The 14,166-nt window shown below is 66.9% G+C and carries 9 protein-coding genes; 6 read left to right on the forward strand and 3 right to left on the reverse strand.

What is annotated here, in order from left to right; genetic code table 11:
* Positions 1-29 precede the first annotated feature (29 nt).
* On the reverse strand, positions 30-932 hold the full coding sequence (locus BQ7355_RS01790; RefSeq protein WP_072414649.1) for an aldose 1-epimerase family protein: 903 nt from the start codon (positions 930-932) through the stop codon (positions 30-32).
* 214 nt (positions 933-1,146) lie between these two features.
* Here BQ7355_RS01790 and BQ7355_RS01795 point away from each other — a divergent pair, with 214 nt between their 5' ends.
* Positions 1,147-2,178: a DUF1385 domain-containing protein gene (locus tag BQ7355_RS01795; protein ID WP_072414650.1), complete on the forward strand. Its 1,032-nt coding sequence runs from the start codon at positions 1,147-1,149 to the stop codon at positions 2,176-2,178.
* On the opposite strand, the gene BQ7355_RS01800 is transcribed toward BQ7355_RS01795, so the two are convergent.
* On the reverse strand, positions 2,175-3,701 hold the full coding sequence (locus tag BQ7355_RS01800) for a zinc ribbon domain-containing protein (protein ID WP_072414651.1): 1,527 nt from the start codon (positions 3,699-3,701) through the stop codon (positions 2,175-2,177). The two genes, BQ7355_RS01795 and BQ7355_RS01800, sit on opposite strands and share 4 nt — an antisense overlap.
* A 518-nt stretch (positions 3,702-4,219) precedes the next feature.
* On the opposite strand from BQ7355_RS01800, the gene BQ7355_RS01805 reads away from it, so the two are divergent.
* From BQ7355_RS01805 to fucO, 5 genes are all read left to right on the forward strand, one after another.
* Positions 4,220-5,482 (forward strand): YARHG domain-containing protein, encoded by a 1,263-nt coding sequence (locus BQ7355_RS01805; protein WP_072414652.1) that lies wholly within the window; start codon positions 4,220-4,222, stop codon positions 5,480-5,482.
* A gap of 303 nt (positions 5,483-5,785) precedes the next feature.
* Positions 5,786-6,241 (forward strand): MarR family winged helix-turn-helix transcriptional regulator, encoded by a 456-nt coding sequence (locus tag BQ7355_RS01810; RefSeq protein ID WP_072414653.1) that lies wholly within the window; start codon positions 5,786-5,788, stop codon positions 6,239-6,241.
* Positions 6,234-8,081 carry an ABC transporter ATP-binding protein gene (locus BQ7355_RS01815; protein WP_072414654.1) on the forward strand — a complete coding sequence of 616 codons (1,848 nt, stop codon included), beginning with the start codon at positions 6,234-6,236 and terminating at the stop codon, positions 8,079-8,081. The genes BQ7355_RS01810 and BQ7355_RS01815 overlap by 8 nt, the downstream gene beginning before the upstream one ends.
* Positions 8,074-9,990, forward strand: coding sequence for an ABC transporter ATP-binding protein (locus BQ7355_RS01820; protein ID WP_072414655.1), 1,917 nt, complete (start codon positions 8,074-8,076; stop codon positions 9,988-9,990). The genes BQ7355_RS01815 and BQ7355_RS01820 overlap by 8 nt, the downstream gene beginning before the upstream one ends.
* Positions 9,991-10,754: 764 nt before the next feature.
* Complete coding sequence (fucO, locus tag BQ7355_RS01825; protein WP_072414656.1) at positions 10,755-11,915, forward strand: lactaldehyde reductase; 1,161 nt, start codon at positions 10,755-10,757, stop codon at positions 11,913-11,915.
* Between the two features lie 251 nt (positions 11,916-12,166).
* On the opposite strand, the gene BQ7355_RS01830 is transcribed toward fucO, so the two are convergent.
* Positions 12,167-14,050 (reverse strand): VgrG-related protein, encoded by a 1,884-nt coding sequence (locus BQ7355_RS01830; protein WP_072414657.1) that lies wholly within the window; start codon positions 14,048-14,050, stop codon positions 12,167-12,169.
* Between the last annotated feature and the right edge of the window lie 116 nt (positions 14,051-14,166).

Below are 14,166 nucleotides of genomic sequence, written 5' to 3' on the forward strand. Positions count from 1 at the left end.
ACGCACGGGCAGCTCCCGCGACCAGAAGCCTACATCAGCGTCATCGTGAACGTTCGCTCGCAGGTCTCGCCGGGCTGCAGAATGATGACGTCGCGCTTGTGCTCGAACACGTCGTCCTCCGTCGTGAGCGTGGCATGGCCGGTCCAAGGCTCCAAAGCCACGAACGGGGCGTCCCCGAGCGCCGACCAGATGCCGATATGGTTGAATCCCGGGAAGCTCATCCGCACGCCGCGGCCGGTCTTGGTGCCCACCAAGGTGACGGTGCTGTCCGGCACACGGGAGAGCACCACTGCGTCGCGGTCGAACAGACCGTGCGTGAGCGGCAGCTCGTCGGCCTCGTCGAGCACGGTGTACGCATGCTCGTAGTCGAGCAGGCCGCCCTCGGCGATCACCGGCGCCTCGCAGGTCCACGGCCGGGTGAAGCGCACGACGCACTCCTCGAACGTCTCACCGGCCGCGTCGCCCGGGCCCGCCGGAGCCGGCACGTTGAAGGCCGGGTGTCCGCCCACCGCGAAGGGCATCGGGACGTCTCCGGCGTTGACCACCGTGAACGTCTGCGCGAGCGTGTCCTCCGCGACCACCGCATAGGTCATGCGCAGCACGAACGGATACGGATACGCCGCCAGGGTCTCGGCATCGCTCGAAAGCTCGAACGTCACCGAGGAGCCGTCGGGGGCGACCTCGGCGACGGCGTGCTCGCGGATGCGCGCCAGGCCGTGGCGCGGCATGCGGCAGGGCCCCTGCGCGCTCATCGCGGCGTCGCCGCGGAGCGACCCCACGATGGGGAACAGGATCGGCGCGTGCTTGCCCCACCAGGCGGGGTCGGCCTGCCAAAGGTACTCGCGCCCGTCCAGGGAGAGGCTGGTGAGCTGCGCTCCCATGCTGTCGATGCGCGCGCTGACGCGCCCGGCGGAAATGGTGGTCAAAGACATCTCGACTCCTTCCGAGAACATGCGTGCAAGGCGGATGCGCCCGCCCCGTCGCGGACCGAAGCGAGCCCAAGCGCCCGATTCGGTTTCCAGCTGATTCCATTATGCCCCTTCCCCCTGCGCGCGGCGCGCGATGGTACATTGGTGGGCACCGCCGCGCGAGCGCGCCGTTGCCGGATCCCGCGGCACCGGACGCGCAGAAGGATGAGGAGATCGCATGAAACGAATAGGCGCCGACGACATCGGCGAGGAGGGCGAGCTGTTCGCCACGCATATCGGCGGCGCGGCGACGATCGAGGGCGTGATGATGCGCGGCCGCCTCAGCTGGGCGGTCGCCGTGCGCCGCCCGGACGGCGACATATACGTCGAAGAGCACGACCTCGCCCCCGCGTGCGACCGACCCGCCTGGACGCGCCTGCCCATCGTGCGCGGCTGCGCCTCCTTCGTCGAATCGATGCTGCTCTCCTACCGGGCGCTCGATATCGCCTCGGCCCACGCATACGAGGACGAGGACTCCGAAGCGTCCGTGGAACGCGGCGAGGCCGCGTCGCAGGCAGGATTCTCGGGCGGTGAATTCGCCCTCTCGGTCGGCATAGGGCTCGTCGTGGGCGTCGGACTGTTCGTCGGGCTGCCCGTGCTCGCCGCGACCGCCGCGCTCGGCCCCATGACCGCCGAGAACAGCCTGGGATGGAACCTCATCGAAGCCGCGGTGCGCATCGCCCTGCTCATCGCCTACGTGGGCGGTGTCGGCCTCATCCCCGACATGGCGCGCCTGTACGGCTACCACGGCGCCGAGCACCAGGCGATCCACTGCTTCGAGCACGGTCTCCCGCTCACGCCCGAGAACGCCGCGCGCTTCTCCCGCCTCCACGTGCGCTGCGGCACCGCGTTCCTGGTGATGACCGTCGCCGTGGCGCTCATCGTCCACGCCGTCGTCCCCGTGGGAGCGGCCACCGACTCCCTCGGGCTCTCCGGCATCTGGCGCAACCTGTTCGTGCTCGCATCCCGCATCGCGATGGTCCCGCTCGTGGCGGGCGCATCCTACGAGGTGACGGTCAAGTGGGCCGGCGCGCACCCGGATAGCCCGCTGGTCAAGATCGCGCTCTGGCCCGGCATGCAGATGCAGCGCCTCACCACCCGCAAGGCAGAGGGCGGCATGCTCGAGTGCGCCATCGCCGCCCTGCAGCGCGTCGACGCACGCGAGCGGGCGGTCCTTGGCGACCGGAAGGATGAAGCCGACGCAGCCTAGAGCGGCTCGATCGTCGGGACGAGCTCGGAGGCCAGGAAGCTCTGGATAGCCTGGGCGCCGTCACGGCCGCCACCGTCGCTGCGGGCCTCGAGAACCTCGTCGTACGTGCAGGCGCCACCGGTCTGCAGGTCCACGATCTCGCGGGCCTCCTCCATCGTGAAGAAGTCGTCCGGATCCGACGAGCCCTCCAGGTTGTAGCCGGCGATCTTCCAGCCCCAGTTGGTCACGTAGACCGTCGCGTAATGCCCCTGGCCGACGGAGACCGACGGGCTCACGGTGAACGCGGAGACGTCACCCAAGCCGCCCGCGTCACCGCGCGCCACCTCGACGCGGCACACCTCGAGGCGCGGGCAGACGCGGGAGTACACCCGCACCACGCCGGCCTCGACCTGCACCGTCACGCGGCCCTCCCAGGAGGCGGGAAGGGTGAGGCGGTATCCGGCGGCCTCCACGCCCCGCGCAGCCTGCTCCTGCTCGGCGTCGTGCTCCTGCACGGCAGCGTCGCGGCGCGCGAGGGCGGCGTCTTTCAGGCCGGCGGCGTCGACGCCCGCCGCGTCCTCGTCCTGAAGCGCGGCGTCGTAGGCATCCGAGACCACGTCGTCGGTCACGTCGAGCGCATCGATGGCCGTGAGGCTGAAGCCGCCCTGACTCGTCGCGTCGATGAGTTCCGTCGCGTCGTCCGAGGTGAAGGAGAGCTCGATGGTCTCACCCGAAACCTCGTAGACGGTGCCGTCCGCCGCGATCGGGGAAGCCTCGACCGAAAGCTCGTACGACCCCTGGGCGAGCTCGATGCCCTCTCCGCCGCTGTCGACGAACTGCAGCTCGTCGACGGTCTCGCCGGATTTCCCGGTGCCCGTGACGCGCACCGGGAGGCGCGATGCCCCCTTCTCGGTGTCCCAGCCGGGCGCGGACGCCCCGATCAGCACCGGGTGCAGCGCCGTCGCGATACGCTCCGCCTCGGCCTCGGCGGCTTCCCGCGCACGATGCTGGGACTCGAAATACCACCACGTGCCGCCGCCGGCGAGCGCGACCGCCGCGACGACGCCGAGCGCGATGGCGACCGTGCGCCCGCGACGGGCGGGGCCGGATTTCGTCGGGGCGGCCGAGGCGGACTCAGCGGGCGAAACCGGAACGGCGCGGGTCGCGTCGAGAGCGGGATCGGAATGGGAACTCGCCGGGTCCGGGCTCGAGGAGTCCGAAACCTCGAATCCCACGAGCGCCTCCTCCGGATACGCCGGCTCCACATATGCGAAGGGGTCGGGCTGGGACGCACCTGCCCCGCCTTGGGCGGGCGACGGGGGCGTCGTCGCCCCGTGCTCCGCATCAGGCCCGACGGATCCCTCCGCCACGGCGCCAACATCCGCCCGGGCCCCGCACGACGAGCAGAATTGGCTATCCGGCTCGAGCTCGGCACCGCACTCCGAGCAGTACCTCGGCACGGGCGCGCTCGGGATGCGCGCGCCGCACGCGGGACAGAACGCAGCGCCCTCGGGCACCTCGGCATGGCATGCATGACAGAACATGGGGCCTCCCCTCCCACGCGGCGCACACGCGGCCGCACGCAGCATCGTTCGCTCCATTATCCCTCAGCTTCGCACAGAGGGACCGAGCCTTTTGCCGCGCCGCGGATGGGCCCTCAGAAAGGGGACAGGCACCGAATTGAGGCGGGGCTGCAGCTCGCGCGCGAGCGCCGGGTGGCGCCAAATTGGCAACGAGTCGCAGCCCCGTGCGCAGTCGTTGGCGGCCTGGGGTCGGAAGCCCCGGTCTCCAAGATTCCTGCCGCACGTCCGATTCCGAATGTTCTCCGACTTGTGCTGCCGTCGGCCTCCTGCGGGGCGGCAGCGCTTGCAGAGCCAACGGCGCCGCCGGATCGGCCGCGGCCCCGCTTCTCGTACACGACGCTCGTCCCCCTCTCAAATAAGTGCCTGTCCCCAAATTGAGAGTCTCGAATTGAGAGGCCCGCGCCTCAAATTGGTGCCTGTCCCTAAATTGAGGTGGGGTCGCTGCGCTGAGGTGCTGTACCCTCAAGGAGGTCTGAACGATGCGCGGGGAGGGAGACCCGATGTTTTGCGAACGCTGTGGCAGAGAGCTTGAGGACGGAGCCCGGTTCTGCGCCGCCTGCGGCGCGCCGACGGCATCCGGAGCCGGAGATCCGGAACCGATGATCCCCGAGGCGACCACCGCCGCCCAGGACGCCCCCGAGCCGGCGGAGAGCGCCGCCCCGGTCGACGAGACCCAGGCGATGCCGCAGCCCGCATGCGCGCCAGAGCCCGGTCCAAACGATGACGGCGCGAACGCAGGCCCCGCGGAGGCCGCCCCGGCCGCGGGCGATGCCCCCGAGTCCGCCAAGCGCGCGCCGAAGCCCGCCGTGATCGCCGGCGTCGCCATCGCCGCCGCGGCCCTCATCGGCGGCGGCATCTTCGCCGCCACGCAGCTGGCGCCCAAGCCCGAAGCGGCCAGCGTCGAGCAGAAGAAGGACGACAAGCAGGACGACAAGAAGGCGGACAAGAAAGCGGACGCAAAGGACGACGCGGAGAGCAGGGACGAAGACCCCGCCGCAGCGGAACCCACCCCCCAGGAGAACCCGCTCGTGACCGAGGCCCGAGCCGCCGGCCTTGCCGTCTACACGGGCACGCTCCGCATCTTCGAGACCGACGCCGAGCTGGCGGAGTACCAGGGGCGCACCGATCTTCTTCCCGACCTCGGCGCCGACTGCGGCCCGTACGCCATCCTCCTTCTGGACGACGCCCTCGAAACCACCATCACCAGCGGTGACGGACGCGATACGTTCACCGCTACCATCCACCTCATCGGTTTGGCGCAAGGCGATGAGGGTGTCGCCGCGTGGCGCCCGTTCGCCGGCGAGCGCATAAGCGTCACGTGCGACAGACTCTACGGGCAAAGCGACGTGAGCCTGCCGTGGGATGAACCGCGCACCCATGACGCCCGCGCGCTCGACGAGCGCTGGACCGGCGAGACGGGGCAATCCGGCAGCCAGGGCGACAGCTCGGCCAGCACCCCTGCCGGCGGAAGCTACATCCTTCCCGAATCCGCCACGCGCGTCTACAGCACCGGCGAGCTCTCCTCCCTTTCTAGCTGGGACCTCATGCTCGCACGCAACGAGATCTACGCCCGCCACGGCCGCGGCTTCAACGACGCCGACGTGCGCAGCTACTTCCAGAGCCAGCCCTGGTACACGCAGCGCTACACCGCCGAGGAGTTCGACGCGATCGCGAACAGCGTGCTGAGCTCCACCGAGCAGGCGAACATCGCCAACATCATCGAGGTCGAGAACTCCCGCTAACCGGTACGCTCCCAAGGGCGGGCCCCGGCCGCGGTTCAGCTTGCATCCCGCAGCCGGGGCCCGATCCCGCTTTCGCCAGGGCGCCCCGGGGACACCCATGCCCGCAGCCTCCGACGCCGGCTTCGAAGCGGCGCCGAGACCATGCGGGCCGCATCGAGAACCGCCCCCCAGCAAGGCGAACGCGCCGCTCAACCCCGCGCCACAGCCTCACGAAATTAATTTGCAACCTAATAATTTGGTACCTTGACTTTGATGTGCAGGGGTGTAGACTTCTTGCGTTCAAACGCAAGAAAGGAGTATATCGTGTGCGATGACGTCATCGTCGAGACCGTCGACACACCCGAGGAGGCACGTGCCCGGCACCTGCTCACCGACCTCGGGTTCTGCGGTCATTACCTGCACTTTCACAGCGGAGGCCGTTCGGGCAAGGCCCCCATTCTCTGCCTGCTCGCCAAAAACGGCGGCACCATGTCCCAGCAGGAGCTGGGGAGTCATTTTGAGCTCAAGCCCGGGTCGCTTTCCGAGGTGCTCGCGAAACTCGAGACCTGCGGGCTGATCGAGCGCACCCGCAATCCCGACGACCGGCGCCAGCTCTTCATCCACCTCACCGACACCGGTCGCACCGAGGCGGAGCGCGAGCAGCGCGTCCGCATCGATTTCCGCCGCCGCGCCTTCACCTGCCTGACGGACGAGGAGCAGCTGCAGCTCATCGAGATGCTCGACAAGGTACGCGTCCACTGGGAGGAGCTCAATGATTAAAACCCTTGCCGCATCCATCCGCGACTACCTCAAGCCCACCATCGCGACGCCGATCCTCGTCTTGTGCGAGGTCGCGTGCGAGATGACCATCCCGTTCGTTACAGCCAACCTCATCGACACCATCAAGGAGGGCGCGTCCGTCGCCCAGATCCTTCCGACCGCAGGCGTCCTCGTCGCGCTCGCCGTGGTGTCGCTGTTCTTCGGCGCCGCCGCGGGCATCACCTGCAGCCATGCGAGCTGCGGCTTCGCCAAGAACCTGCGGCACGACCTGTTCTACCGGATCCAGACCTTCTCGTTCGCCAACATCGACGCCTTCTCGAGCTCCTCGCTCGTGACGCGCCTCACCACCGACATCACCAACGTGCAGCAAGCGTTCATGCTCATCATCCGCATCGCCGTGCGCGCGCCGCTCGTGCTCGTGTTCGCGTTCGTGATGGCCTACGCGATGGGCGGGTACATCTCCTTCGTCTACCTGGCGATGATCCCGCTGCTCGGCATCGGTCTCGGCCTCATCATCCACAAGGCGACGCCGATCTTCACCCGCGTCTTCCATAAGTACGATGCGCTCAACGAGTCCGTCGAGGAGAACGTCACCGGCATGCGCGTGGTGAAGAGCTACGTGCGCGAGGACTACGAGAAGCAGAAGTTTGCCACCGCCGCCCAGGACGTCTGCGCCGACTTCACCCGCGCCGAAAAGCTGCTCGCGTTCAACAACCCGATGATGAACTTCTGCGTCAACGGAGCGTTCGTCGTCATCATCTACCTGGGCTCCAAGCTCATCATCACCAGCCAGGCGACCGCGTTCGACGTGGGCCAGCTCTCGTCGACCTTCACCTATGGCTTCCAGATCCTCATGAGCCTCATGCAGCTCTCCATGATCTTCGTCATGGTCACCATGGCGGAGGAGAGCGCGCGCCGCATCTGCGAGGTCCTGCAGGCAGAGCCCACCATCGCCAACCCGGCGGAGCCGGTGCGCGAGGTGGCCGACGGCTCGATCGACTTCGACCACGTGAGCTTCAAGTACTCCGCACACGCCGAGCGCCAGGCCCTCGATGACATCGACCTGCACATCGCCAGCGGCGAGACCATCGGCATCATCGGCGGTACCGGCTCGGCAAAATCTACGCTGGTGAACCTCATCGCCCGCCTCTACGACGCGAGCGAGGGCACCGTGCGCGTGGGCGGCGTGGACGTCCGCGACTACGACCTCGACGCCCTGCGCCACCAGGTCGCCATGGTCCTGCAGAAAAACGTACTGTTCAGCGGCACCATCGCCGACAACCTGCGCTGGGGAGACGCCGACGCCACCGACGAGGAGATCCGTGAGGCCGCTCACCTCGCCTGCGCCGACGAGTTCGTCGACGGGTTCCCGAAGGGTTACGACACCTGGATCGAGCAGGGCGGCTCCAACGTCTCCGGCGGTCAGAAGCAGCGCCTGTGCATCGCGCGCGCCCTGCTGCGCCGGCCCAAGGTGCTGATCCTCGACGACTCCACGAGCGCTGTCGACACCAAGACCGATGCCAAGATCCGCGCCGGCCTCGCATCGTACCTACCCGATACGACCAAGCTCATCATCGCCCAGCGCGTCTCCAGCGTGCAGGATGCCGACCGCATCATCGTGATGGAGGGCGGGCGCATCGCGAGCATCGGCACCCACGAGGAACTGCTCGAGACGTCCGAGATCTACCGAGAGACCTTCACCTCGCAAAACAAGATGACCGAAGAGGCTGAGGCGGTCGAAGCCGCCGCGCGCGAGCTCGAGAGCGCCGACGCCGAAGACCCCGCCGTAGCAACCGCCGCGGATGGCTACGCCCTGAAGGGAGGCGAGGCACATGAGTAAGCCCGCTACCGCGCGCAAGGGGGCGCGCAGGTCCGGCACCCTGGTGCGCCTCATCAAGCTGCTGTTCTCGTTCTATCCCGTCCTGCTGCCGCTGGTCATGGCCGGCGTGCTGCTGTGCGGTCTCATCAACTCCATCGGCTCCGTCTTCCTGCAAAGCGCGCTGCAGGTCATCTCGACCTCATGGCAGACGGGCGACTGGTCGGCCGCCCAGCCCAAGATCCTGCAGATCGTGCTCACCCTCGGCACCATCTACATCATCGGCAACCTCTCCTCGCTGTTTTGGAACCGCTACATGGCGGTCGTCACCCAGGGCTCGCTTGAGAAGCTGCGCGAGAAGATGTTCAACCGCATGCAGGACCTGCCCATCCGCTACTTCGATACGAACCAGCGCGGCGACATCATGTCGCACTACACCAACGACATCGACACCCTGCGCCAGATGATCTCGCAGTCGCTTCCCAACCTGCTGCAGACCATCATCGTGCTGGGCACGGTGCTCTTCATCATGCTGTACTTCTCCGTCTGGATGTGCCTGGTGATCATCGCCGGCATCGTGTGCATGGTCTTCCTCACCAAGATGCTCGGCTCGAACTCCGCGCGCTTCTTCCTCGCGCAGCAGCGCGAGCTCGGCGTCGTCGAGGGCCATATCGAGGAGGTCATGAACGGCCAGAAGGTCGTGAAGGCGTTCTGCCACGAAGCGGCCGCGGAAGCCGATTTCGACGAGCGCAACGAGAGACTCTTCGAGGTTTCCCAGAAGGCGAACATGTACGCCAACATCCTCATGCCCGTCCTGATGAACCTCGGCAACCTCATCTACGTCGTGGTCGCGCTCGCCGGCGGCATCTTCCTGGCGCTGAACGTTCCCAACCTGTCCATCTCGGGCATGCCGCTCTCGATCGCCGTGGTGGTGCCGTTCCTCAACATGACCAAGCAGTTCTGCGGACAGATCGGCCAGGTCTCCCAGCAGATCAACGCCGTGGTGATGGGCCTCGCCGGCGCCGAGCGAATCTTCGATCTCCTCGACGAGGAACCCGAGGCCGACGAAGGCTACGTCACGCTGGTGAACGCCCGCGTGAACCCGAAGACCTGGGAGCTCGAGGAGACCGATGAGCGCACCGGCCTGTGGGCGTGGAAGCATCCGCATCGCGCCGACGGCACGGTGACCTACGAGCCGCTGCGCGGCGACGTGCGCATGGTGGACGTCGACTTCGGCTACACCCCCGACCATGAGGTGCTGCACGGCGTGTCCGTCTATGCGAAGCCCGGCCAGAAGGTTGCCTTCGTGGGTGCGACGGGCGCCGGCAAGACGACGATCACCAACCTCATCAACCGCTTCTACGACATCGCTGACGGCAAGATCCGCTACGACGGCATCAACGTGAACAAGATCCGCAAGTCCGATCTGCGCCGCTCGCTGGGCGTCGTGCTGCAGGATGTGAACCTGTTCACCGGCACCGTGATGGACAACATCCGCTACGGCAACCTCGACGCGACCGACGAGGAGTGCATCAAGGCCGCCAAGCTGGCCGGTGCGGATGATTTCATCAGCCGCTTGCCAGAAGGGTACGACACCATGCTCACCGGCAACGGCTCGCAGCTCAGCCAAGGTCAGCGCCAGCTGCTCTCCATCGCCCGCGCCGCCGTGGCCGACCCGCCGGCGATGATCCTAGACGAGGCGACCTCGAGCATCGATACCCGCACCGAAGCCATCGTGCAGCGCGGCATGGACGCCCTCATGCAGGGCCGCACCACGTTCGTGATCGCACACCGGCTCTCCACCGTGCGCAACTCCGACGTGATCATCTGCCTGGATCACGGACGCATCATCGAGCGCGGCACGCACGACGAGCTCATCGCCAAGAAGGGCTACTACTATCAGCTCTACACCGGCGCCTTCGAGCTGGAGTAAGTGCGAGGACAGGCCGGCGTCGGCTTTGCGTGCTACGCGGCTCATTTGCGCCAGAAGCCCCTCTGGGATGCGGTTTGAACTGCATCCCAGAGGGGCTTCTCGTTTCCCGAGCCGATCACCTGTTTTCCGGGCGGCCCGTACCGCGAGACGCCCTCGACTGCCGCGCATCTCGAATCGTCAAAGCATGCCGCGGACCGACTGACTGCATCGACGCCTCAGCTGCGCGGCACACGCCGGATCATGGTACGTGCAGGCCGCAATTCTCCGCGGTCGAAAGCGCACCACGGCCTCTCGACCCCCTGAAGGAGGGTCCGTAGTTTTTATTTTTAGGTAACCCCCTGTGTTTTTGGACAAATCTGCCAGATAATGACGATGGCCTGAGCGCGTTCGGCCTAATTAGTGGGTCTGTATTTTGCAATCAGCCCATTCTCGGCCCTTCAATGCAGTCGAATCCGGTTTTGTCGAGGGTGCTTTATATGTACCAACCCCCTACATTCGTCATTATCTGGCAGATTTGTCCAAAAACACAGGGGGTCATGTAAAATACTCTAATTACCGACCCCTATCAGGTCCTTTTCTTGATGCGCACCGCTTCCGTATGGCCAGACTCCATCTATTCAGTTGATTGATAAAACGTTTATGCAGCGCTCGGTCCCATTCGCAGAATCGGCGGGCCCGATTTCGGCTCGATGCGGTACAACGTAATCGAGTAAACCCGCTATCGAAAGGCGCTGCGCTGACGCCTTTCGGGAAGAGAGGTAATCATGGCCAATCGTATCGTTCTCAACACCATCTCCTACCATGGCGCCGGCGCCATCAAGGAGATCCCCGGCGAGCTCGCCCGCCGCGGCTACAAGAAGGTCTTCGTCTGCACCGACCCCGATCTGGTGAAGTTCGGCGTCGCCGCCAAGGTCACCGACCTGCTCGATGAGGCCGGCATCGCCTACGGCGTCTACTCCGACATCAAGCCCAACCCCACCATCCAGAACGTCACCGACGGCGTGGAGGCGTTTAAGGCCGCCGAGGCGGACTCCATCGTGACCATCGGCGGCGGCTCCGCCATGGACACCGCCAAGGCCATCGGCGTCATCATCACCAACCCCGAGTTCGCCGACGTGCGCAGCCTCGAGGGCGTCGCCCCCACCAAGAACCACGCCGTGTTCACCATCGCCGTGCCCACCACCGCCGGCACCGCGGCCGAGGTCACCATCAACTACGTCATCACCGACGTCGAGAAGGTCCGCAAGTTCGTCTGCGTCGACACCAACGACGCCCCCGAGGTCGCCGTCGTCGACCCCGAGATGATGGCCACCATGCCCGCCGGCCTCACTGCCAGCACCGGCATGGACGCCCTCACCCACGCCATCGAGGGCTACACCACCAAGGGCGCCTGGGAGATGTCCGACATGTTCCACCTCAAGGCCATCGAGCTCATCGCCAAGAACCTGCGCGACGCCGTGGCCGAGGCCAAGAGCGGCGTTTCCGGCTCCGGCCGTGAAGGCATGGCGCTCGCCCAGTACATCGCCGGCATGGGCTTCTCCAACGTCGGCCTGGGCGTCGACCACTCCATGGCGCACACCCTCTCAGCGCACTTCGACACCCCGCACGGCGTCGCCTGCGCCATGCTGCTGCCCATCGCGATGGAGTTCAACAAGCCCGTCGTGACCGAGCGCCTGGCCAAGGTCGCCGAGGCCATGGGCGTGGACACCACCGGCATGAGCACCGACGAGGCCGCCGACGCCGCCATCGCCGCCGTCAAGCAGCTCTCCGTCGACGTGAACATCCCCACCGTGTGCGAGGCCATCACCGAGGACGAGCTCGACACGCTCACCCGCGACGCCATGGCCGACGCCTGCTTCCCGGGCAACCCCCGCGAGGCGACCTACGACGACGTCATGGGCATGTTCCGCCAGATCATGAAGTAGTCCTGCAGCGATACCGGCCGCAGCGGAGCCCGGGGATGCGCACGCGTCCCCGGGCTCTTGCATGTATGCGACACGCGGTGAGCCCAAACCCGCGAGCCGCGCAGAAATCGCGCGCGGCAATCCCAGACACGCCGTCGCTTGCCGCCATGCAGGCTTAAGAGCAGCCATTACGGAAGGCCGCCTCTATGCAAAAGCGCGCGGGAGCCCGTGCCCCCGCGCGCTTTCTTGTGCACATTCCATCCGACGAGCGGCTACTCGCGGAAACCGTCCTCGAACGGAATCTTCTTGCCGCCGAGGCGCTTGCCCGCCACCGCCACCGCGGTGCCCACGGCGGACATGCCGGCGGAGACGACCATCGCGATGCTCGCGGCATCGGCAGTCGCCGGCAGGCGCTCGGGTTCGGTGCTCGATCCGGGAAGCTTCTCGGTGTTCGCATCACCCGACTTGGAGTCGCCGCCCTTGCCTTCCCTATCGTCCGAGGTCTTGTCGTCCCCGCCCTTCCGGTCGCCCGACCCGGTGTCGCCGCCCGTCGTCGTGTCGCCCTCATCCTTGGACTCGGATCCGCTCTGACCCGCATCGGAGGTGGGCTGGTTCTGCTGGGAGCTGGACGTCGAGCCATCTTGGCTACTATTCGAGTTGCCGCCGGTGGCGTCCGAAGAAGGCGGCAGGACGTTCTCGCCTGTCGCGCCGTTGCCCGTGTTCACCTTGTCGTCGGCGTCATCCGAGCCGCTCGAAGAGGAATCGCCCTGGCTCGCATCCCCGTTGGAAGGGGGAACGGGGGTCGGCGCGGTTTGGCCGCTGCTCGAGCCCTGGTCGGAACCGGACGCGTCCCCAGCACCGGAGTCGGGCTCCGCCTCGCTGCCGGAGCCTTCGCCGTCGGCCGCATGGTCCCCGTCGGGCGCGGCGGTCGTATCGTCGCCCGCGGAACCGGAGTCCCCGGCCCCGTCGTCCTCCGACGGGGCATCGGCGCTGCCGCCATCGGACTGGGCGTCATCATCGGCAGCCCCGCCGTTGCTCGGTGCATCGGGCACGACCACGTCGTCCGAAGGCGTGTCCGCGGGCGCGTCGCCGTCCGCGGAATCGCCCTGCTCGTCGGACTGGTCGCCTGGCTGGGTCTCCGGCTGGGTCGCGGCGTCGCCATCCTGCTCGGCCTCTGCGTCATGCTGGTCGAGATAGGCAAGGCACGTCGCGCGCTCGCGCTCGTAGCGGTTGCGGTAGCTCTGGGCATACGTCCCGCCGACGTTCTTCACCACGGCGTCGCACAGGGCGTTCACGACCTCGCGGTCGCTCATGTCCTCGGAAAGGTTCGCCAGGCGGAAGTACTTCTGGCAGCCGCCGGATCCGAACAGGTTGCACATGCCCCACGCGAGGCCCTTCACGCAGTCGGCGCGGCCCGAGATGTCGAGCCCGAAACTGTTGCGCAGGATGCGCTCGACGGGCAGATAGTACGCCTGGTAGCCGTAGTTGTCCTGCAACGCGGAGAACTCGGCGGGATCCTGGTCGTACGCCGCGTACCAGGCGCCCTGGGCGAGCTGGCCGATCTCGGTCAAGCGCTTGGCGGAACGATCGTAGATCTCTCCGGTCCTGAGCTCATCGGCACGCGCGATGACCGGGGCGAACATGGCGTACTTGGACGAATCGTAGTCATAGCATGCCTGCATGAAGTCGACCAGCGAGTACCGGCGGTCGAACTGGTAGAAGCCCATCGCGTTGTAGCCGTCGCCGTAGCTGAAGCCCAGGCGGTAGTTGGAACCGCTCTCGTTCTGGGCGAAGTACTTCATCTCGGAGGAAAGCGCGGTGGGCGCGATGCGCGTAGAGGAGCGGCTGGAGAGCAGGGAGTTGAGCGAGAGCATCATGATGGAGCCGGTGTCCGCCGGCGCGCTCTCGTAGTTATCCGCGCGGTCCCAACCGGAAGGCGCGGGAAGCTCCGCGGCTGCCGTCGTATCGCCCATGTCGCCCGTGTCATCAGATGGCGAGCCCTCGCCCGTCCCCTCGCCGGAAGCGGAGGCGGCCGATGCGTCCTGAACGGCTTCTCCGGTTGATGCGGTTGCAAAGGCGGTTGCCGGGGCGACGGCGGCGCCGAACGCCAACGACAGGGCAAGTCCGGCCGCGATGGCCTGATGTCTCGACTCCATGGAGCCTCCTCGGTTCTGGGTCTCCCGCGGGAGATGGTGTGGTTGAGCTACGTTTGCGCCAGAGCGCGTAAGGATGGTCCCAGTATGACGGATAGGCATCGCGGCAACAACAGAAA

Origin of the sequence: Collinsella phocaeensis, from assembly GCF_900119895.1 — a bacterium.
In the GTDB taxonomy this organism is placed as follows: domain Bacteria; phylum Actinomycetota; class Coriobacteriia; order Coriobacteriales; family Coriobacteriaceae; genus Collinsella; species Collinsella phocaeensis.